The sequence below is a fragment of the Arthrobacter sp. NPDC093128 genome (assembly GCF_040683875.1).
GTDB lineage: Bacteria > Actinomycetota > Actinomycetes > Actinomycetales > Micrococcaceae > Arthrobacter.
Genome location: NZ_JBFBEY010000008.1, coordinates 177,595 through 196,812, shown reverse-complemented (window position 1 = coordinate 196,812; position 19,218 = coordinate 177,595). Strand labels below are relative to the sequence as shown.

The 19,218-nt window shown below is 67.1% G+C and carries 20 protein-coding genes; 7 read left to right on the top strand and 13 right to left on the bottom strand.

The genetic code is table 11. The features are described from left to right. The first annotated feature begins 334 nt into the window (after window positions 1-334). Window positions 335-844, top strand: a complete 510-nt coding sequence (locus AB0N24_RS11795) for a carboxymuconolactone decarboxylase family protein (protein ID WP_364124004.1) — start codon at window positions 335-337, stop codon at window positions 842-844. A gap of 17 nt (window positions 845-861) precedes the next feature. Here AB0N24_RS11795 and AB0N24_RS11790 read toward each other — a convergent pair whose 3' ends face one another. The 4 genes from AB0N24_RS11790 to AB0N24_RS11775 are packed head-to-tail and all read right to left on the bottom strand — an operon-like array spanning window position 862 to window position 4,049. Continuing rightward, window positions 862-1,920 carry an ABC transporter ATP-binding protein gene (locus AB0N24_RS11790; protein ID WP_364124001.1) on the bottom strand — a complete coding sequence of 353 codons (1,059 nt, stop codon included), beginning with the start codon at window positions 1,918-1,920 and terminating at the stop codon, window positions 862-864. Further along, window positions 1,917-2,816, bottom strand: coding sequence for an ABC transporter permease (locus tag AB0N24_RS11785; RefSeq protein ID WP_364123999.1), 900 nt, complete (start codon window positions 2,814-2,816; stop codon window positions 1,917-1,919). The genes AB0N24_RS11790 and AB0N24_RS11785 overlap by 4 nt, the downstream gene beginning before the upstream one ends. Window positions 2,817-2,823: 7 nt before the next feature. Next, a complete protein-coding gene (gene modA / locus AB0N24_RS11780; protein WP_364123996.1) occupies window positions 2,824-3,642 on the bottom strand; it encodes a molybdate ABC transporter substrate-binding protein in 819 nt (272 codons plus the stop codon). Beyond that, a complete protein-coding gene (locus AB0N24_RS11775; protein WP_364123993.1) occupies window positions 3,639-4,049 on the bottom strand; it encodes a TOBE domain-containing protein in 411 nt (136 codons plus the stop codon). Before AB0N24_RS11775 ends, modA begins: the two co-directional genes overlap by 4 nt. A 192-nt stretch (window positions 4,050-4,241) precedes the next feature. Between AB0N24_RS11775 and AB0N24_RS11770 the strand changes: the two genes are divergently transcribed. Next, a complete protein-coding gene (locus AB0N24_RS11770; RefSeq protein WP_364123990.1) occupies window positions 4,242-5,576 on the top strand; it encodes an FAD-binding oxidoreductase in 1,335 nt (444 codons plus the stop codon). Window positions 5,577-5,652: 76 nt separating this feature from the next. On the opposite strand, the gene AB0N24_RS11765 is transcribed toward AB0N24_RS11770, so the two are convergent. Beyond that, window positions 5,653-7,323, bottom strand: coding sequence for a DUF222 domain-containing protein (locus tag AB0N24_RS11765; protein WP_364123987.1), 1,671 nt, complete (start codon window positions 7,321-7,323; stop codon window positions 5,653-5,655). A 141-nt stretch (window positions 7,324-7,464) separates the two neighbouring features. Here AB0N24_RS11765 and AB0N24_RS11760 point away from each other — a divergent pair, with 141 nt between their 5' ends. Together AB0N24_RS11760 and AB0N24_RS11755 are read left to right on the top strand one after the other, a co-directional pair. Continuing rightward, entirely contained in the window at window positions 7,465-8,352 is an 888-nt protein-coding gene (locus AB0N24_RS11760) for a DUF4031 domain-containing protein (RefSeq protein ID WP_364123984.1), read from the top strand. Next, window positions 8,349-9,101, top strand: coding sequence for a 2-phosphosulfolactate phosphatase (locus tag AB0N24_RS11755; RefSeq protein ID WP_364123981.1), 753 nt, complete (start codon window positions 8,349-8,351; stop codon window positions 9,099-9,101). The genes AB0N24_RS11760 and AB0N24_RS11755 overlap by 4 nt, the downstream gene beginning before the upstream one ends. A gap of 32 nt (window positions 9,102-9,133) precedes the next feature. On the opposite strand, the gene AB0N24_RS11750 is transcribed toward AB0N24_RS11755, so the two are convergent. The 3 genes from AB0N24_RS11750 to AB0N24_RS11740 all read right to left on the bottom strand — a co-directional run bounded on the left by AB0N24_RS11750 (window position 9,134) and on the right by AB0N24_RS11740 (window position 10,463). After that, window positions 9,134-9,637: an SRPBCC domain-containing protein gene (locus tag AB0N24_RS11750; protein WP_364123979.1), complete on the bottom strand. Its 504-nt coding sequence runs from the start codon at window positions 9,635-9,637 to the stop codon at window positions 9,134-9,136. Next, window positions 9,630-9,980 carry a metalloregulator ArsR/SmtB family transcription factor gene (locus AB0N24_RS11745; protein ID WP_364123977.1) on the bottom strand — a complete coding sequence of 117 codons (351 nt, stop codon included), beginning with the start codon at window positions 9,978-9,980 and terminating at the stop codon, window positions 9,630-9,632. The genes AB0N24_RS11750 and AB0N24_RS11745 overlap by 8 nt, the downstream gene beginning before the upstream one ends. Window positions 9,981-10,061: 81 nt before the next feature. Then, entirely contained in the window at window positions 10,062-10,463 is a 402-nt protein-coding gene (locus tag AB0N24_RS11740; RefSeq protein ID WP_364123974.1) for a YccF domain-containing protein, read from the bottom strand. Between the two features lie 225 nt (window positions 10,464-10,688). Here AB0N24_RS11740 and AB0N24_RS11735 point away from each other — a divergent pair, with 225 nt between their 5' ends. Beyond that, on the top strand, window positions 10,689-11,705 hold the full coding sequence (locus tag AB0N24_RS11735; protein WP_364123971.1) for a magnesium and cobalt transport protein CorA: 1,017 nt from the start codon (window positions 10,689-10,691) through the stop codon (window positions 11,703-11,705). A gap of 52 nt (window positions 11,706-11,757) precedes the next feature. Further along, window positions 11,758-12,828 carry a serine hydrolase domain-containing protein gene (locus tag AB0N24_RS11730; RefSeq protein WP_364123968.1) on the top strand — a complete coding sequence of 357 codons (1,071 nt, stop codon included), beginning with the start codon at window positions 11,758-11,760 and terminating at the stop codon, window positions 12,826-12,828. Window positions 12,829-12,882: 54 nt separating this feature from the next. Here the strand turns inward: AB0N24_RS11730 and AB0N24_RS11725 are convergent, their stop codons facing one another. The 4 genes from AB0N24_RS11725 to AB0N24_RS11710 all read right to left on the bottom strand — a co-directional run bounded on the left by AB0N24_RS11725 (window position 12,883) and on the right by AB0N24_RS11710 (window position 16,387). Beyond that, window positions 12,883-13,428 carry a YceI family protein gene (locus tag AB0N24_RS11725; protein WP_364123965.1) on the bottom strand — a complete coding sequence of 182 codons (546 nt, stop codon included), beginning with the start codon at window positions 13,426-13,428 and terminating at the stop codon, window positions 12,883-12,885. Between the two features lie 124 nt (window positions 13,429-13,552). Continuing rightward, window positions 13,553-14,617: an LLM class flavin-dependent oxidoreductase gene (locus AB0N24_RS11720; RefSeq protein ID WP_364123962.1), complete on the bottom strand. Its 1,065-nt coding sequence runs from the start codon at window positions 14,615-14,617 to the stop codon at window positions 13,553-13,555. A 98-nt stretch (window positions 14,618-14,715) separates the two neighbouring features. Continuing rightward, window positions 14,716-15,675, bottom strand: coding sequence for an IS481 family transposase (locus AB0N24_RS11715; RefSeq protein ID WP_364123959.1), 960 nt, complete (start codon window positions 15,673-15,675; stop codon window positions 14,716-14,718). A 100-nt stretch (window positions 15,676-15,775) separates the two neighbouring features. After that, window positions 15,776-16,387: a phosphoribosylanthranilate isomerase gene (locus tag AB0N24_RS11710; RefSeq protein WP_364123956.1), complete on the bottom strand. Its 612-nt coding sequence runs from the start codon at window positions 16,385-16,387 to the stop codon at window positions 15,776-15,778. Window positions 16,388-16,527: 140 nt separating this feature from the next. Between AB0N24_RS11710 and AB0N24_RS11705 the strand changes: the two genes are divergently transcribed. Further along, the gene (locus AB0N24_RS11705; RefSeq protein WP_364123954.1) at window positions 16,528-17,181 is read left to right on the top strand and encodes a HutD family protein; all 654 of its coding nucleotides are present in this window, start codon (window positions 16,528-16,530) and stop codon (window positions 17,179-17,181) included. Between the two features lie 27 nt (window positions 17,182-17,208). On the opposite strand, the gene AB0N24_RS11700 is transcribed toward AB0N24_RS11705, so the two are convergent. Next, a complete protein-coding gene (locus tag AB0N24_RS11700) occupies window positions 17,209-19,176 on the bottom strand; it encodes a glycogen debranching N-terminal domain-containing protein (protein WP_364123952.1) in 1,968 nt (655 codons plus the stop codon). Window positions 19,177-19,218 lie beyond the last annotated feature (42 nt).

Below are 19,218 nucleotides of genomic sequence, written 5' to 3'. Positions count from 1 at the left end.
CCGGTCGGACGTTCGGCTGAGTGCGAGCCCGTGAAACGGAAGGGTGACCCGCCCCAGGGGAGCAAGATGGCGTGGATGCAATGGGCCGGGGTGGCTTTTCCGCCCCCGGTGGCCCCACCCGGACACGCAGGAGCGGTTCCCCCAAGGAACCGCCCTCCGGCTGGTGCGGGCAACCTGCACATCGCTGATACACGGCTCCACACAGAGACTTCTTTGGTGGACCGCCGCCCGCCGCAGGGGCGGGCGGGCGATCCGTTGAAAACACTACAATCCTTTCTTGCGCTTGTCACGATAATGACAAAACTTGTCATGCAGCGGTGGGTATTCTGGGGCAATGGACCAGACCCGTGAAGCCGCGCACCCCACCACCCAGCACATCTTCATCGACAAGGAGAGCCCGTCGGTCTGGCGAGCACTTAACGGGCTAGGCCTCAAGGCACGGGAAGCGGCCGACGAGGCGGGCATCAGCAGGGCGCTCACAGAACTCCTGAACGTCCGCATCTCGCAGATCAACGGCTGCGCCTACTGCCTGAACATGCACGTTGCCGATGCCCTCAAGAAGGGTGAAACCACGCAGCGGCTCGCCGTCCTGGCAGCCTGGCGGGACACCGCCCTCTTCACCGAGAAGGAACGCGCGGCCTTGGCTCTGGCGGAGTCCATCACCACCCTGCCGGATGCCCACACACGGGACCGTGAGGACGGCTATGCCCGGCAGCACCTGAACGCGGCGGAGTATTCGGCGGTGAGCTGGCTGGTGATCACCATGAACGCGTTCAACCGCGTGTCCATCACCAGCCAGCACCCCGTGCGGCGCGAAGCCAGGGATGAATCCGAGGCGCGCTAAAAGCTTGGGGGCGTTTGCTAGGCGGGATAGACGGCGACTGCAGCCGCCTTGATCACGAAAAAGACCGTCATTCCCGGGGCGAGCCCCAAGTCCGCCGAAGCTGCGGGGGTGATGTCGGCGGACATCCCGTCGGCCCGGACCCGGATTTGGTCTCCGTGCTGCTCCAAGTCCGTGACCGTGACGGCGAATGAGTTCCGCGGGCTGCCGTGCGCCTCGGTCAGGAACACGGAGACGGCCGACGGCGGGAACGCGGCTACGCCGGGCTGCCCGGCGCCCGCCGGGAACACTTCCTCGTCCTGGTGCCCGGCCACCTCCAGCCCCTCTGCAGTCCGGATCCCGGTAGAGGTGAGCGTCCCCGGAATGAGGTTGAGGCCGGCCAGGCCGGCGGCGAACCGGCTCCGCGGCCGCTGCAGGACCTCCCGGGTGGGCCCCTCCTCGGTGATCCTGCCGGCCTCCAGGACAATCACGCGGTCCGCCAGCATCAGGGCGTCAAGGACGTCGTGGGTGATGATGATGGCGCGGCGCCCGGCCAGGACCTTCTTCAGGAGCCTGCGGAGCAGCGGCGCGGCATGGATGTCCAGGGCTGCCATGGGCTCGTCCAGCAGCAGCACCTCGGGGTTGGCCGCCAGCGCCCGGGCCACCGCCACGCGCTGGGCCTGTCCGCCGGAGAGTTCGGCCGGCCGCCGTGCTTCGAGTTTCCCGGCGTCCACCGCGGCCAGCCACTTCCGGGCCGACTCCCGGGCGGTTTTCCGCGGAATCCCGGCGCTGCGGGGTCCAAAGGCCACATTTTCCAGGGCACTGAGGTGCGGGAACAGCAACGGCTCCTGTGCGAGGAGGGCCGTTCCGCGGTGGTGCGGTGCGGTCCAGGTGCTGGCGCCGCCGTCGAGGTCGAACAGCACCTTTCCATCGATTTCGGCCTGGCCGGAATCGGGCCGCAGGAGTCCGGCAATGACATTGAGAAGGGTGGATTTCCCTGCTCCGTTAGGGCCAAGGACCGCCACGGTTTCACCCGGCGCAAGGCCCAGCCCGACGTCGAATCCGCGGGCGCCCAACGTTGCCTGCACGTGAAAGCTCACCGGTTGCCGTCCGATCGTCCGCTGGCGGCGGCGCGTCTCAGCTCAGCGCCTGCGGGGTTCCCGCCGGCCGGGCCGCTGCCTGCCGGTGAACCGCGCCGGCCCGTCGTGCCCGGCCGCCGGTACGTCAGCCCCACCACGGTCACAGCGACGGCCACCAGCACCAGGGAAAGCGCGACTGCGGCATCGGCGTCCGTTTCCCGCTGAAGGTAGATTTCCAACGGCAGGGTCCGGGTCACCCCCTGCAGGCTCCCCGCAAAGGTGAGCGTCGCGCCGAATTCGCCGAGGCTCCGCGCGAAGGACAGCACAGCCCCGGACGCCAGGCCTGGCAGCACCAGGGGCACGGTGACGCGGCGCAGCACAGTGGTGGGCCGCGCTCCGAGGGTTGCGGCCACGGCCTCATACCGGCCACCGGCGGTCCGCAGCGCACCTTCCAAGCTCACCACCAGGAACGGCAGCGCCACGAACGTCTGCGCGAGGACCACCGCCGTCGTCGAAAACGCAATCTGGATCCCGGCGACCTCAAGGCTGCGGCCCAGCAGGCCCTGGCGGCCGAAGGTGTACAGGAGGGCGATACCGCCCACCACGGGCGGCAGCACCAGCGGCAGCAGTACGAAGGCGCGCAGCAGGCGCTGGCCCGGGAAGGTCGAACGGGCCAGCACCAAGGCCAGCGGCACTCCGAAGATGATGCACAGGGCGGTGCTCGCCGCCGACGTCCGCAGGCTGAGCCCGAGAGCCGTCAGGGAGGAGTCGGACGTGACGAGCGGGATGAACTGGGGCCAGTTGACCCTCGCTGCCATGGCGGCCAGCGGCAGCAGGACGAACAGGCCGCCCGCCGCGGCGATCGCGTAGATCCAGCGCGGGATGCCGTCGTACCCGCTTGCCCTGGCCCGTCCCATGGTCTCCTTACGGTGCGCCGAAGCCGGCGTCGGCGAGGGTCTTCCCGCCTTCGGTACCGGTCACCATGGCGATGAAGGCCGCGGCAAGTTCCTTGTTCCTGCTTGAGCCTACTGTGGCGATGGGATAGGTGTTGACGGCCTTGCCGGCCTCGGCGAAGGGGATTCCCTTCACCTTGTCGCCGGCGCCCTTCACGTCGGTGACGTACACCAGACCCGCGTCGGCCTCACCGGAGGTCACCTTTCCCAGGACATCCGTAACGGATGATTCCTCGCTGACCGGGGAAATCGTGACGCCGGAGGCCTTTTCCACGGTGTCCGTCGCGGCCCCGCACGGGACCTGGCTGGCGCAGACAACCACCTTGACGCCCGGCCTGGCGAGGTCGGCGAAGGAGCCGATCGACGCCGGGTTGGACGGCGGGACGGCGATCTCCAGGACGTTCGTGGCGAAGTCCGTCGCCGTACCGTCAATGAGTTTGGCGTCGGAAAGCTTGGCCATGTTCTTGGTGTCGGCCGAGGCAAACACGTCAGCGGGCGCTCCCTGGGTGATCTGCGTGACCAGGTCCGAGGAACCGGCAAAGCTGAGCGTCACCTTGGTGCCGGGGTTCTTTGCTTCGAACTCGCCGGCCAGTTTAGTGAATGTGGCCTTGAGCGACGCCGCTGCGAAGACGGTGACGGTCCCGGACAGCTGCCCGGCCCCTTGCCGGGCAGTCCCGTTCGAGGACGCGGCAGCTGAAGGCGCCTGGGATGCGGGGGCACAACCGGCCAGGCCGGAGGCGACGGCGCCAAGTGCCAGCAGTGCGGTGAGGCGCAGATTCCGGATGTTCACACGATGCTCTTCCCTTGGGGCGTTTCAAGGATCACGGTGGTGGCCTTGACGACGGCGGTGGCCACGGAGCCGAGCTCAAGTCCCAGTTCCCGGACGGCTTCACTGCTCATCAGCGACACCACCCGGAACGGCCCGCACTGCAGTTCGACCTGGGCCATAACCTTGTCCGCGGTGATGCCCGTGACCAGGCCGACGAACCGGTTCCGGGCCGAACTGCCCACGCGGGTCGGATCCTCCGGGAGTTGCGCGTGTTCGCGGGCCAGAGTGGCCAGCTCGAAACCGTCCACTGCCAGGCGGCCGGATTCGTCCTTCACCGGAGTGAGGCTTCCGTTCTCGGTCCAGCGGCGGACGGTATCGTCGCTGACCCCCAGGAACCTAGCAGCTTCTGCGATCCTAATTGTTGACACCAAACAAGCATATTTCCTCATTTGCGGATACGAAAGGCTAGTTCATCCGCAAATCCGGAATCGTCCGACGCAGCGGAAAAGCGGGCCAGCGCACGCGAAAGACTCCCGTAAGAAGGAGCCGTAGCCCGGCCGAGTGCTGCGGCAGTACGATTTTTCGTGGGGGCGGAGCCGCCAGCGCGAAGGAGCGTTGCAATGCAATGGATCAGGCCTGACAGTCCGGAATACGACGAATCCCGGAGACTTTTCAACGCAATGATCGACCGGCGCCCTGCCGTGATTGCACCATGCGGCACTGCCGGCGAAGTGGCCGAGGCCCTGAAGCATGCACGGGACAACGAACTTGCCATAGCTGTCCGTGCAGGCGGGCATTCAGTCGCCGGGATGTCCATGAACGACGGTGGCCTGGTGGTGGATGTGCGCCCGATGAAGTCCATCGAGGTGGACCCGGAAAGCCGCACTGTAACCGTTGGTGCCGGCGTGACCTGCGGGGAGTTCGACCGCGCCACACAGCAGCACGGCCTGGCCATGACCGGTGGCCGCGTCTCCACCACGGGGTTGGCCGGCTTCACCCTGGGCGGCGGCTCGGGCTGGTTGGAAAGGGCATACGGCTTCGCCTGCGATCACCTTGTCTCGGTGGACCTCGTCACGGCAGCCGGCGAACTGGTGACGGCCAGTGCTCAAGAGAACCCCGAACTGTTCTGGGCCCTGCACGGCGGTGGCGGAAACTTCGGGGTGGCCACGTCCTTCAAATTTGCGCTCCACGATCTAGGTCCAACGGTCCATGCCGGACTGATGCTCTGGCCGGGCGATGCGGCACACGAGATCAGCCGCGGGTACCGGGACCTGGCACTCAAGGCGCCTGACGCCGTCGGCTCAGCCCTGGTGTACCTGACAGCCCCGCCGGAGCCCTTCGTGCCGGAAGACATGCTCGGGAAGTTGGCCGTGGGGATGGCGTACGTGTTCGCCGGCGATGCAGCCGAAGGTGCAGAACAGGTCAAACCGTACCGTGCGCTGAATCCCTCCGTTGACCTCGTGGGCGACATGAACTACGCCGATTTCCAGTGCATGATCGACGATCCGCCCAACCTCTACAACTACTGGAGCGCCGATTATCATAACGAACTCTCCGACGACGCACTGGATATCTTCATCGATTCAGCCCACAGCTTGCCGGGTCCGCATTCCCAACAGCTGATTGCCCGTTGGGGCGGGGCTGTGAGCGGACCCGCTGCCGCACTGACTCCCCTGCAGAACCGCAACGCCAACTGGGTCAGCCACCCCTTTGGCATCGAGGAGACTCCCGAACGCGGGCAGGAAGCCAAGGCCTGGGTCAAGAGGTTTCGCCATGACATTGCGCCGTATGCCACCGGCGGAGTGTGGCTGAACTTCGTGGGTGACGAAGGGCAGGCCCGCGTCCAGGCAGCCTTCGGGAACGAGAACTTCGTCCGGCTGTCCCAGGTGAAGCGGGAGTTCGATCCGGACAACGTGTTCCGCGGCAACCAGAACATCCCGCCCGCCCCGGCGTAGGCCGTATCGACAACGGCACATTGACCAAGCCACGCTGATTACCTTGTGCACGGCGGCGTCTGGCCTCAGCCTGCGGTCAGCATTTGAAGTAGCTGTTCCGTTGGGGTTTTTGGCGTGGGTCGATGTGGGGTGGCGGGATGAACCAGGGGATGCCGGTTTTGACCTGGATTTGCCACTGTTCCTTATGGATCAAATGGTGGTGATGGGAGCACAGCAGCGTGCCGTTGTCTGTACTGGTGGGTCCGCCGTGTGACCAGTAGGTGATGTGGTGGGCTTCGCACCAGGGCGCGGGAATGGTGCAGCCGGGGAAGGCACAGCCCTGGTCGCGGGCGGTGATGGCTTTGCGGATGTGGGGCGGGAAGATCCGGGCGGCGCGGCCGATATCCAGGATGCGTCCTTCGCTGCCGAGAACGACGGGGATGATGTCGGCATCGCAGGCGATCTTCCGGACCGTGGAGGCGTTGACCGGCCCGGTGAACGTGAACGACCCTGTACCCGGGATGCCGGGGATGCCGGTGGTTCCGGTGGTGTGTTCGAGGCGGTCCAGGAGGTCCCGGTAGTCGATGGTGACCATGACCTGCGGGCGGAGCCCTCCCGCCGCCGGCAGACCTCCGGTGGTCAGGGACGCTTTGCAGGCGCCGACCAGGCCGTCGAGGAGCCGCTGCGGCCGGGTCCGCAGGTCCAGGGCTTCATCGGGGGCAGCGCCCGCGCCGTCCAACTCACGGGTGCGGGGGTTCGTGGCGGTGTTCATCACGGTCAGGAGGGGTTCGCATTGGTCCGGGGTCGCGAAGATTTCGATGTGCTGGAGCCCGCGGCGGGTCTGCCGGAGGAACACACCCTGGCGGCGGCGGAGTTCTTCCTCGGAAGGCTCCGAACCGTCCTGATCGATCCCCTCGATCCAGCGCCGGGCGACCCGGGACAGCAGATCGGCATCACTCTCCACAGCCTGCCGCGTCAGCTGGTGTTCCATCCGGGCCACGGTCTCCTCTGGTGCGTGGTGCCGGACCTTCTCCAAGGCCAGGGTGATAATGGTCGCGGACCGGGACGCCACAGTCCCTGCCGCGACGGCGGCCGCGAGCACGGGCCGCTCCGGCGCCTCGATATGCCCCATGAACCCAGCCCGGGGCAGCACCGCGGACGCGAGAGCGAGGCGGCGGCGGGCCTCGGCAATGCCGATCCGCAACCGGGCCCGGAGGAACTCGGCCGCGTTCCGGCACCCGTCATCAGCCGGATCCGAATTGGTGGGGTTCGGCGCCGGGAGCAAGTGATGATCCGCTGCGGAGGTTTCTGCGCCCCATCCGGTCACCCAACCGGCCGTCCCGCCAGCCGCGCCCGAGCCCGCTGATCCCCAGCCCGCCGAGCCTGAGCCGACTGCGGCTGAGCGCGCGGCTACTGCGGCTTCACGCCGGGTACGCTCCACGGCCCCGGCCGCGACGATCTGCAGGTATTCGGTGGCCCGGGAGATTTCCTCGACATCGTCGGCGAAGTCGGCGGCCTCGCGGAAGCTCAGCAGCGCCGCGTCATCAACCGCCGTCGAACCGATACTTTTGAGCAGCTCAAGGCACCGCGTCAGATCACCGGCCCAGCCGCCGGCGGGGGCCGGCCGGCTGCTTGAACCATCGTCGAAGCGGCCAGCCGGAGGAACGGCACGCAGTGTCCGGCCCAGCGGCACAGGCTCGAAACGGGCGCTGGAGATCTGCCCTAGGCGCATGGCCTGGTTCGGGGCGAGTTCTCCAACTGCTTCCATGGGATAACTCTGCCAAAGGGGTACGACAATTTGGGCCTGCTGCCGCGGCAGTGAAAACCCTCAAGCCGTGGTCCATGCATCCAGGCGTTCCCGCACCAGCACGCGCCAGCCGCCGGACCCCCGCGGCACTAGACTTCCCTCATGGCCGTTTACCTCGATCCGCCGCTCTGGCCAGCCCACGGGACCCACTTTTCGCACCTCATCTCGGACACGTCCATCGAGGAGCTGCACAGCTTCGCGGACGCCGCCGGCATTCCGGAAAGGGCGTTCGACGGGGACCACTACGACGTCTCCGAAGCCCGGTATGACGCGCTCGTAGCGGCCGGTGCCATTCCCGTGGAGGCCCGGGTCCTGGTCCGCAAACTGATCGGCAGCGGCCTCCGCATCCCGGCCCGCCAGCGCGGCAAGGCCCTCAAGGTGCCGCTGCTGAACCGCTGGAACGCCGTGCTGCCCGGCCACGATGCCCTCTTCCTGGACCTCCTGGACCGCTGGGGCGAGGAGCACCGCAAGTACCACGGCCGTACCCACCTGCTGTCCGTCCTCGAGGCCCTGGACCTGCTGACCGAACCTGCCGATCCTCCCCGCACCGTAGTCCTTGCCGCGTGGTTCCACGACGCTGTGTACCGCGGGATCGCCGGCCAGGACGAGGAGGAATCAGCCAGGCTCGCCGAGGACCGGCTCCTGCATGCGGGGCTGTCCGAGGACGAGGCGTACGAGGTGGGGCGGCTGGTCCGGCTCACTGCGGACCACCGGCCGGATGCCGGGGACGACGACGGCGCCCTCCTCTGCGACGCGGACCTTTCCGTGCTCGGCGGCGAACCAAAGGCCTACGGCCGCTACCTCAGGGCCGTCCGGGAAGACTTCGCCCACATCGGCGACGCCGACTTCGCGGCCGGGCGGGCCGCCGTCGTCCGTCACCTGCTGGACCTGGACCCGCTGTTCAACACAGCGCGCGGCCGGGAACTCTGGCTGGACTCCGCCCGACGCAACCTCAGCGGCGAGCTCAACCCCGAAGACAGGCCGGCGTGACCGAGGTACCCGCCGCGCACCGGCAACTGCCGTTTACGGTCCGCTTCGACTGGGGGCACAACGGCGCCCTGGCCGTCGCGCCCGGGGCCGAACTGGCCGTGGTGGTGGACGTCCTGTGTTTCACCACGTGCGTGAGCATTGCCGTGGACCGCGGCGCCGAGGTGTTTCCTTACCGCTGGCACGACAGCACGGCCGCTGATTTCGCCACGCAGCAGGAGGCAGTGCTGGCCGGCCGTCGCGGCGGCAACGGCGTGAGCCTCTCGCCCGCGAGCCTCCGGGACGCGCCCGCCCTGAACCGTGTGGTGCTGCCTTCGCCCAACGGCTCGGCACTTGCCCACTCGCTGACGGGAATGGTGCCGCGGGTGGCCGCGGTGTGCCTCCGGAACGCCCGGGCCACGGCGGACTGGGCCGCCCGGAACCTTCCGCCGGCGGCAGTGATCGCCGTCATCGCAGCCGGCGAAAAATGGCCCGACGGCGGACTCCGCCCGGCGCTCGAGGACCAGTTGGGCGCGGGTGCTTTCCTGGCGTCGCTGCCTGAGCACCGCAGGGCAGGTTTTTCTCCCGAAGCCCGGTGGGCCATGGACGCCTTCACCGCTGCCGGGCCGCCCCTCAATGAGACACTGCTCGAATGCTCCAGTGGACGGGAACTGGTTTTCGGCGGCTACCAGGAGGACGTGGAGATCGCGGCGGAACTCAACCGGAGCGCCGCCGTCGCGCTTCTCGACGGCGGCGCGTTCCGCCGGGCGTAAGGGTGCCGTTGACAGCCGAAAAGTAGAGCGGCTCAGGCGGCGCTGCCGAGGTGCTCTGCCAGGCGGTCGAACGACTCGCCCCAGCCCCCGCCATGCCCGTCACGGTTCTCCGCAGTGTCGAAGGGTCCCTGGGTGAACGTCATCCGGGTCGTGACCGGGCCGGTTTCCTCGAGTTCAAAGGTCACTTCCGTTTCGAAGCCCCGGGTGCCGTCCGCGTTGTCCCAGGCGTGGGTCAACACGAGCCGGTGCGGGGGATCGATTTCGGTGTTGACCCCGCTCCACCAGAGCTTCTCGCCGGTCTCTTCCCTGACCATGCAGGCACGGTACATGCCGCCCACTTCGAAGTCGGCTTCGATGGTCTCCCGCGGCGTGTGGAAGCCGCGCGGACCCCACCATGCCGGAGCCTGGTCCGGATCCGTGAGCGCGGACCACACAATTCCGATGGGGGCGGCGAAGTCGCGGGTGATGACCAGCATCGCGTCGTCCGGCGCCGACTGCTGCGCATCTTTCGTTGGGGATCCTGCTTTGTCAACCATTTGGGTCATCCTCGGTTTCCTGGGATTGGATTTTCTTGAGGTGCGTGTCCAAGCGGTCGAAGCTGGAGTCCCAGAAGCGGCGGTACGTTTCCATCCACTGGGTGGCCTCCTGGAGGGGCCCGGCTTCGAGGCGGCTGGACCGCCATTGCGCGGAGCGGCTGCGGGAAATCAGCCCGGCGGCTTCCAGCACTTTGAGGTGCCTGGAAATAGCCGGGAGGCTGATGTCGAAAGGCTCCGCCAGCTCATTGACCGTGGCATCGCCGCTGGCAAGGCGGGCCAGGATTGCCCGCCGCGTGGGATCTGCCAGCGCCGCGAAGATCATGCTGAGCTGATCGGCCGCCATCGCATATAACCTATTCGTTAATTAACTAATAAGTTAAATATGCACCTGTACGCCGGCGACGTCAAGCCCCTCGGCATTTCCTTAGCGGTAGCTGGTGACGAACGGCCGGTCCGTCGGCACAATCTGCTTGCCGAGGGGCATCAGCGAGACCGGGATGAGCTTCAGGTTGGCGATGGCCAGCGGGATGCCAATGATGGTGATGGCCATGGCGAACGCCGTCACCACGTGGCCGATCGCGATCCAGATTCCTGCGACCAACAGCCAGATCACGTTTCCCAGCAGCGCAAACACGCCATTGCCGCCGGGCTTATCCACCACCATGCGGCCAAAGGGCCAGAGGGTGTAGGACGCAATCCGGAAGGACGCGATTCCCCACGGAATGGTCACGATGAGCAGGCAGCAGATGATCCCCGCGAGGAAATATCCGAGCGCCAGCCAGAGTCCGCCGAATACCAGCCAAATGATGTTGAGCAATGTCTTCATACCGCCATTCTCCCCCGCGCCCGCCCGATCCGGCCTCGGGGATTGCCCTGAAAACTCCCCTGAAACCGGGCTGCTGCACCAGGCCGCCCGGCCTGGCGCCGGTCTTTACGAAATCCTTACGCCGGCATGGCGTCGCTTTACGGCAGCGGTGGCGCATACTGTTGGCAGCTTGCCGGGAAAGGCCACCGTCAGGCCCAAGGGCCTTCCGGAGAAGGAGACGCAGCCGTGACCATCGTTGATAACGCCGTCTATGTGAATGGCCGCCGGACCACCGACCCGGAAGGGCTGGAAGAGACCTACTTCCTGCTGCGGCAGCGTCAGGGAATGGCCTGGATCGGGCTGTACCGGCCGGACTCGCAGGAACTGCGATCCGTGGCGGATGAGTTCGACCTCAGCCACCTGGCCGTGGAAGACGCCCTGACCGGGCACCAGCGCGCGAAACTTGAGCACTACGGCGAGACCCTGTTCCTGGTGCTCCGCCCGGCGCGCTACCTCGACGACGTCGAAAAGGTTGAGTTCGGTGAGATCCACGTTTTCGTGGGCCCGGATTTCGTAGTCACCGTCCGCCACGCCGAGTCACCGGACCTTGCCCGCGTCCGCCGGAGGATGGAATCCCAGCCGGAGTTCCTGGCGCTGGGGCCGGACGCCGTGCTGTACGCCATCCTGGACCAGGTGGTGGATGAGTATGAGCCGGTGGTGGCCGGGCTGGAAAACGACATCGACGAGATCGAGGATGACCTCTTCGGCGGAGACCCGGACGTGTCGCGCCGGATCTATGAACTCTCCCGCCAGGTCATCATGTTCCAGCGCGGGACCAGTCCGCTGGCGGGAATCCTGCAGGCCCTGCTCACCGGAACTCCGGAGCACCGCCCCGGCACGGAACTGCAGGACCACCTGCGCGACGTCCTGGACCACGTCCTACGGCTGGGTGAGAGGACCGCTTCCTTCAGGGCCCTCCTGCAGAACGCGCTCACGGTCAACGCCGCGCTGGTGGCCCAGCGCCAGAATGACGAGATGCGGCGCCTGACGGAATCCAGTTTCGCGCAGAGCGAGCAGGTCAAACGCATCTCCTCCTGGGCAGCCATCCTCTTCGCCCCCACCCTGGTGGGCACCATCTACGGAATGAACTTCCGCACCATGCCCGAGCTCGACTGGATCTTCGGATACCCCATGGCCCTTGGCCTGATGGCGGGCATGGGCGTGGTCCTGTACGCGGCGTTCAAGCGCAACAAATGGATCTGACCGCGGTCCGCGCGCCCTGGCTGACACGGCCCGACGGGCCCGCGTTCCAGGAATGTCCCTGGCCGTAGTGTCCCGGGAGCGGGTGCTCTATTCCGGCGGGACCGGATATGCGGACTTTGATGCCCTGACTCCGGCGACTGCCGGTACGGTCTATCCCTGGTTTTCGATGACGAAGCCGGTGACAGCCACTGCGGCCCTGCGGCTTTCGGACCACGGGCTGCTGGACCTGAAGGCACCCGTGCACGAATATCTCGATTGGCTGCGGGCCCCCGGGCATGCCCAGCCCACTGTGTGGCAGCTGCTGACGCATTCGGCCGGCCTGGGCAATCCGCTGCCCGTGAAGTGGGTCCACCCGGCGGGCTCACCAGGGCCGGACCAGGAGGAGATGCTGCGGAAACTCATGGCCCGGCGCCGCCCTTTCCGCTACCCGGTAGGCGGCACAGGACACTATTCAAACGTCGGGTACCTTGCGACGGCGCAAATCATCAGCCAGGTGTCGGGCGAGCCTTTCACGGGCTACGTCCAACGCGAGATCCTTGGCCCGCTTGGCATGGATTCAACCGGATTCTCGTATCCGCCGGGGCGTCCCGCGGCTACTGGCTATGTCCGCATCCCCCGCCCCATCGCGCCGGTACTGGTGGGAGTCCTCCCGACGGGGACACTCGGCCCCAGGCACGGCGACTACTCTTCGATCAACCCGTTTCTGGTGGACGGGGCCGGCTACGGGGGCCTGGTGGGAACCGTGCTGGATGCAGCCGCGTTTGCCCGGCTGCACCTCAATGACGGACTGGCGGCACTGCCGGGGACCGCCACGGCTCCGCATGCTTCCGCGGGTCCTCAAGGTCCGGAGGGGCGCCGCATCCTGAAGGAATCCACGGCACGGGCGATGCGCGATATCCACGTCAAAGGAAAACAGTTTGACCACTCCGCAGGCTGGTTCCGGAAGCACACGAACGGGCCCGACGGATCCTACGTGGAGCACTTTGGCACCGGGCTGGGCTTCTGGAACATCATGCGCCTCTACCCGGAACGGGGCAGGGGAATCGTGATCATGTCCAACAGCACCACGAGCTACGACTACGCCACGCTGTTTTCGCTGATCCTCCGGATGCCCTGGGCTTGAGGAGATCCGGACGTGAGGTGGCCTGCGCCGCCGCAGGCCACCTCCTCGCGGACCCTAGTCCTTTTTGACCAGGGCCGCTTCCACATTGATCTTGACCTTGTCACTGACCAGCAGCCCGCCGGCTTCGAGGGCGGCGTTCCACGTCAGTCCGAACTCCTTGCGGCTGATTTCGGCCTCGGCGCTGAATCCTGCCCGGGTGGCGCCAAACGGATCAACCGCCACGCCGCTGAACTCCACTTCGAGCTCCACGGGCTTGGTGACCCCGCGGATGGTGAGGTCTCCGGTGACGGTGTAGTCCTCGCCGTCACCTTCGATGCCCGTGGCCCGGAACGTCATCTCCGGGTAGTTTTCGACGTCGAAGAAGTCCGCCCCGCGCACATGGGCATCGCGGTTCGCGTCGCCCGAGTCGAAGCTTGCCGTTTTCACCGTGGCGTGAAGGCTGGAGGCCGCCAATGTCTGGCCCACGTGCGCGTCCGCCGAGGCATCGGTGAACCGGCCGCGGACTTTGCTGATGCCGGCATGGCGGACCGAGAACCCGATTTCACTGTGGGACATGTCGAGGGTCCAGATGCCGGGGGTAATGCCTTGGGGAAGAGTCACAACGGGTCTCCTTCGACTGGGTTGGCGGGCTTGGACCGCCGGTTCTTCGGGGTGCTCCCCCAGCTGAATGCTAGCGAACACACATAGCCACGGCTAGCCTCCCGTGAAACGGCAGGCTAGCCCGCTAAGCCCCGGTCTTCGCGCCGTGCGCGGCGGCCGCGGACCACTTGGGCTGCCAGCCGATGGCGGGCGCTATGTGGCGGGCAATGTTGCCCAGGAGCTTGGCGTTGAAGTCCACGCCGAGCTGGTTGGGGACCGTGAGCAGGAGTGTGTCGGCGGCCTGTACCGCGGCGTCTGCCGCCAGCTCCTCGGCGATCGCTTCCGGCTCACCCACGTAGCTCTTCCCGAATCTCGCCACGAGTCCGTCGATGACGCCCACCTGGTCACGCCTTTCCCGCAGGGCGCTGAGCCCGAAGTACCGGCGGTCCTCGTCGTCCACGATCGGCAGCACGCTGCGGCTGACCGATACGCGGGGCGTGTGCTGATGGCCTGCCTCGGCCCAAGCGCTGCGGAACATGCTGATCTGCTCCGCCTGGAGCTCGTCGAACGGCACACCGGTGTCTTCGGTCAGGAGGGTGGAGCTCATCAGGTTCATCCCCTGTTCGGCTGTCCACACGGCGGTGGCGCGGGAGCCGGCGCCCCACCAGACCCGGCGGGCAAGATCCGGCGAGTTCGGCTGGACCGGCAATTTGCCCGTGCCTCCGCCGAAACGGGGATCGCCCTCGGCCACCCCGGCGCCGGTGATGGCGTGCCGGAACACGGCGGCATGCCGGCGGGCCATGTCCGCAGGGGTCTCGCCTGCGGCCGGGACATGGCCAAACACGGCGGCGCCGTCCCTGGCAGGTTCCGGTGAACCGCGGCTGATTCCCAGCTGCAGCCTGCCGCCGCTGATCAGGTCGGTGGCGGATGCTTCCTCCGCCATGTACAGGGGGTTTTCGTAACGCATGTCGATCACGCCCGTGCCCATTTCGATCCTGCTTGTGCGGGCGGCGATCGCGGCCAGCAAAGGGAACGGCGAGGCCTGTTGCCGGGCGAAGTGATGCACGCGGAAGAAGGCGCCGTCGATCCCCAGCTCCTCGGCGGCCACAGCCAGCTCGATGCCCTGTAGCAGGGCCTCCCGGGCGGTCTGCGTCCGGGACCCCTCAACGTTGCCCCAGTGGCCGAAGGAAAGAAATCCGATGCGCTTCATGACTGCGGCAACAAGAATCCGGCACTCTTCATTCCAGCCGGCGCCGCGCATTCCGGCCGTCCGCGGACGGCAATGGCCGCGCTAGGTGTACTCGGCCATCAGGTTAGTGACACTCGCATGATCGGGGTGCCTTTGATGGCGGCGTGGATGCGTTCAGTGTTGTAGTAGTTCAGCCACGGGTCAAGTGCCTTTGCTCGTTCGGTGTTGCTGGTAAATGGCTTGGCGTAGGCCCATTCGGTTGCCAAGGTCCGGTTGAAACGCTCGATCTTTCCATTGGTCCACGGGCAGTGAGGTTTTATGAACCGCTGTTCGGCGCCGAGCTGTGCCGCGGCGGCTTTGAAAGCGGCGGACTTCCGGTAGGCGAAGGCGTTGTCGGTGATGATGCGTTCGATTGTCCTGATGCCCTGCGCTTTGAAGTACGCGGCGGCTCGGAGGAGGAATGCCGCCGCGGTCGGGCCTTTCTCGTCGGGGTGAATTTCTGCGTAGGCCAGGCGGCTGTGGTCATCGATGGCGGCGTGGATGTAGTCGAATCCAATGCCGCGCCCGCGGACCTTCTCCGAGCGGCCATGGGCGCGCCAGCCCCCGCCGTCAGGGATCCGTCCGAGTTTCTTGACGTCCACGTGGATCAGCTCTCCCGGGTACTGGCGTTCGTAACGGACTGCCGTTGACCGTGTGGCCCGGATGACCGCCCCGGTGACGGGGTCGCAGGCGGCCAGAGGCGGGAGGCCGCGTCGGGCGAGGATCCGCGAGATGGTTCGTTCGGGGACCCCGGTGGCACGGCTCAACCGCGCCGGCCCGCACCGGAACTCCGTCCTGGCCGCGATGACAGCGTCTTCCCGCTCGGTGCTGGTCTTGGACGGGGTCCGGTGCGGACGGCTGGATCTGTCGAGAAGACCCGCCTCAGCCTCCGCACGGAACCGCTTCACCCAGCGGTGGGCGCACTGCCGGGAGACACCCAGTTCCTTCGCGACGTGGGCAACCGGCCGGCGATCACCAATCACTCTTTCAACGAGAAGAAATCTCCCATGAAAGGTCAGACGGGCATTAGCGTGGGACATGAGGACCTCCGTGGCCGTGAAGATGTCAGATACCTCCACTAAGCCCCGGGGGTCCTCCTCACTTCAAGGCTTATGTCACCAACGTCATGGCTAAGTACAGCTAGGCCTTCGCTGTGCTGGACTTCGCCGCCAGGACGAAGGCCCTGATCTTCGCGAGGTCCTTCACCCCGCGGGAACTTTCGACGCCGGAGGAGACATCCACTCCCCAGGCACCGGCTTCCTTCGCGGCCATTGCGACGTTGACGGGGTCAAGGCCGCCGGCCAGCAGCCAGTTCCGCCCGCCCAGCCCCTTGGCCTGCACCGACCCGTAGTCCCAGGCCTCGCCGGAACCGGGCACAGCGGCGTCAATCAGCAGCAGTTCCTCGCCCCAACTGCCAAACGCTTCCGGGGAGGCACCCATGGTGACTGCCCTGATGACCTTCATGCCGGCGTCGTGCGCTGCTTTGACGTCCTCCGGGGTGCGGTCGCCATGGAGCTGGATCCACTCCAGGCCCGTCTCGCGGGCGACGGCGACGGCGTCCGCCACCGGCTCGTGGCGGAACACGCCCACTGCCGGCGTGCCGGCCGGAACGTGGACCAGGAGCTCCCGGGCCCGGGCAGGAGTGACCTCCCGCGGGCTTTTGGTCAGGACGAATCCGACGGCGTCCGCACCGGCTCCTGCCGCTTCCAGGACAGACTCCGGCGTACTCAGGCCACACACCTTGACGAACATCCCTGGCTCCTCCTGCGAATTCTTCCTCCACCTGACGTTAGCAAGCCCGTCCGGCCCGCGCCGAGGTTACGCCCGGCGAAGCTTCCCGGTGGTCGTGTTCATGTGGGCGTGGCCTGCCGTCCGGCCGATAGGCTGGGCGCATGGAGATCATCCGCTATGCCGAACTCAGAGCCGAACCGTGGCGCAACAGCGGCGGGGTAACCCGCGAACTCGCCAGCCATCCGAAGGCGGCTTCCGCCCAGGACGGCGCCTGGGACTGGCGCGTCAGCATCGCCGAGGTATCCAAGGCCGGTGCCTTTTCCGCCTTTCCCGGCATGGACCGCGTCCTGACCGTGATCGACGGCGAACTCCTGCTCCTGACCGTGGACGGCGCCGAACACCCGCTGGAGAAATACCGGCCGTTCCGGTTCTCCGGCGAAGCCGAAACAGCCAGCGCACTGCCCACCGGCGACATCCGCGACCTCAACGTGATCACCCGGAACGGTGCATTCAAGGGGTACACGTCCATCATCGAGCTCTCCAAGAAGCGCGCCCACCCGGTCTTCGAAGGTCAGCTGGGCATCCTGCTGCAGGGCCAGGCCACCGTCACCCCGGGTACCGCCGGTGATGCAGCCGCTGCCGAGTCCGGAGCCGCCGGTTCCGGCGAAGGCGACGCGCCCGAAGCAACCCCGGACTCCGCCGAGCCGGAGACGCTGGCCCGCTACGACGCCGTCGTCGGCTCCGACTCCCGGACCCCCGAGATCCTGGGCCGGGGTTTCCTGGCCGTCGTGTCGATCGACCGGGTTACCGGGTAGCAACTGCATTAGCATCCGGCAGCCGCGTTACCGTCCGGCCGTGGTGCCGGAGGACTGCAGGAGCTCCTCCTGCGCCGGCCCCACGGGTGTGAGGGCCGCGGCGATCACCACTGAGCTGGCCGAGGCCCAGGCCTGCGGACGGCAGCTCGCGGGAAACGGCACGGGCGTGCGCATGGTGTCCGAGCCGTGGCCGCCGAAGAGTTCGGGCAGCCGCCAGTCGTTGGCCTCGGCCACCTGCAGCAGCCCGGCCGCGAGCTGCGCCGCTTCAGCCGGGAAGCCGTCGGCCAGCATGCCGCTGATGATCAGGGCCGTGTCATGGCTCCAGACCGCGCCGGCGTGGTAGCGGGTGGGCCAGTAACCGCCGTTGGTGGTGGACAGCGTCCGCACTCCGTAGCCGGAAAACATGGTGGGATCCATAACGCGGCGCACCACGATGAGCTGCTCTTCCCTGTTCAGGATCCCGGTGCCGAGCAGGTGCCCCATGTTGGAGGTCACACCGTCCACCGGGCGCTTGTCAGCGTCCAGGGCGAGCGCAGGGTACGGACCGAGCTCGTCCTCGCACCAGAACTGCGCGCGAAAGCGTTCGGCCATGCCGGCCGCATAGCCGCGCCACTCCGCGGCTCCCGGACGTCCGAAGGCCTCAAGGATTTCCGCGCCCACCATGGCTGCCTCGTAGGCGTAGGCCTGGACCTCGGCCAGCGCGATGGGCCCCTTCGCGAGCGTGCCGTCGTGCCAGCGGATGGCGTCGCCGGAATCCTTCCAGCCCTGGTTCACCAGGCCGGTCCCGGACTCGTCCAGGTATTCCAGGAAGCCGTCACCATCCAGGTCGCCGTGGTCGCGGAGCCATTCGAGGGCATCCAGCAGGTTGGGCAGGAGCTCTTCCACCTCGGCGTCCGGTAGGCCGGCCTTCCAGGCATCGTGCAGGAGGCAGATCCACAGCGGCGTGGCGTCAATGGTGCCGTAGTACACGGGCGGCAGGCGCAGTGCCTGTCCGCTCTCGGCCATGGTCAGGACGGTCCGCCGGACCTCGTGCAGGATCTTTCCGGGCTGGACGGCAGTGGTGTGGTCCGTCCCGGTGCCCTGCCGGCCTGCGAGGGCACGGAGTGTTCCGCCCGCAATGGCAGTGTTGATGGGCAGCAGCATGCGGGCCGCAATGATCGAATCGCGGCCGAACATGGTGAAGAACCACGGTGCCCCGGCTGCCAGGAACGTGTCATGCGGATGTGAATAGTGCGCCAGGCGCAGGCTGTTGAGATCGCTGACGGACCGTTCCAGGAGCCGGTCCAGCCGAGGATCGTCCGATGCCGGAGCAACAATGGGCTCCCCGTCCGCCGCGAGCATCGGTGAATCCGCATCGGTCAGGTCCACGGCCCAGCCCAGCTGGACGGGCACTCCCGGCTTCACTTCCACGGCCCAGTCGATGGTCACCTTGCTGCCACGCATGCTAACGGTTCCGTTGTCCGCGGTCAGGGTCAGCGTGGTGTCCGTGTCCCGCCAGGACCATGTGGGCGCCTGCGGTTCCACAGGGGCGTGGCCGCGGCCGCCCTGCTTGACCTGCTCCATGGTAGTGTTGTCCGCGCCGAGGGTCAGCCGGACGTTCAAGGTCATGGGCTGCAGCATGGCCGATTCGAGGCGCAGCGTCTCTGCCACCGTCCCGGAGCAGCCGGCGAGCGTCTCGGTGGTGTCGCCCGCGCGGAGACGGCTGGACGCGGCCGTGCGCGTGCGCACCAAGGAGAGCAGGGGGTCGGCCACCTCGGCGTCAGCGCGCACAAAGTAGATGTAGTCGGTTTCCGTGGAGGAACGCAGCTGCGTTGACACCCATTCCGGCTCCCGCCCGTCCACGGTGAGGACCGCGGTGTGGATCACCCGGTCATCGCCGCAGTAGATCCCCTGCGCCCCGGCATGCCGGATCTGCCCGTGCGCGTCGGACCATGCCTGGATCGGGGCGCTGAACACTCCGGAGAGATTGTGCAGGTATGGCTGTTCAGAGGCCAAGGATAAACAACTCCTGGTGACGTTGGATGGCCGGGCAAAGAC

Bases quoted from the DNA above. Each gene is read 5' to 3' on its own strand.
- AB0N24_RS11730 (WP_364123968.1), top strand. From the start codon at position 11,758: ATGTCCCTGGCCGTAGTGTCCCGGGAGCGGGTGCTCTATTCCGGCGGG.
- AB0N24_RS11745 (WP_364123977.1), bottom strand. From the start codon at position 9,980: ATGGCGGCCGATCAGCTCAGCATGATCTTCGCGGCGCTGGCAGATCCC.
- AB0N24_RS11705 (WP_364123954.1), top strand. From the start codon at position 16,528: ATGGAGATCATCCGCTATGCCGAACTCAGAGCCGAACCGTGGCGCAAC.
- AB0N24_RS11785 (WP_364123999.1), bottom strand. From the start codon at position 2,816: ATGGGACGGGCCAGGGCAAGCGGGTACGACGGCATCCCGCGCTGGATC.
- AB0N24_RS11720 (WP_364123962.1), bottom strand. From the start codon at position 14,617: ATGAAGCGCATCGGATTTCTTTCCTTCGGCCACTGGGGCAACGTTGAG.
- AB0N24_RS11795 (WP_364124004.1), top strand. From the start codon at position 335: ATGGACCAGACCCGTGAAGCCGCGCACCCCACCACCCAGCACATCTTC.
- AB0N24_RS11740 (WP_364123974.1), bottom strand. From the start codon at position 10,463: ATGAAGACATTGCTCAACATCATTTGGCTGGTATTCGGCGGACTCTGG.
- AB0N24_RS11760 (WP_364123984.1), top strand. From the start codon at position 7,465: ATGGCCGTTTACCTCGATCCGCCGCTCTGGCCAGCCCACGGGACCCAC.
- AB0N24_RS11710 (WP_364123956.1), bottom strand. From the start codon at position 16,387: ATGTTCGTCAAGGTGTGTGGCCTGAGTACGCCGGAGTCTGTCCTGGAA.
- AB0N24_RS11715 (WP_364123959.1), bottom strand. From the start codon at position 15,675: ATGTCCCACGCTAATGCCCGTCTGACCTTTCATGGGAGATTTCTTCTC.
- AB0N24_RS11770 (WP_364123990.1), top strand. From the start codon at position 4,242: ATGCAATGGATCAGGCCTGACAGTCCGGAATACGACGAATCCCGGAGA.
- AB0N24_RS11750 (WP_364123979.1), bottom strand. From the start codon at position 9,637: ATGGTTGACAAAGCAGGATCCCCAACGAAAGATGCGCAGCAGTCGGCG.
- AB0N24_RS11765 (WP_364123987.1), bottom strand. From the start codon at position 7,323: ATGGAAGCAGTTGGAGAACTCGCCCCGAACCAGGCCATGCGCCTAGGG.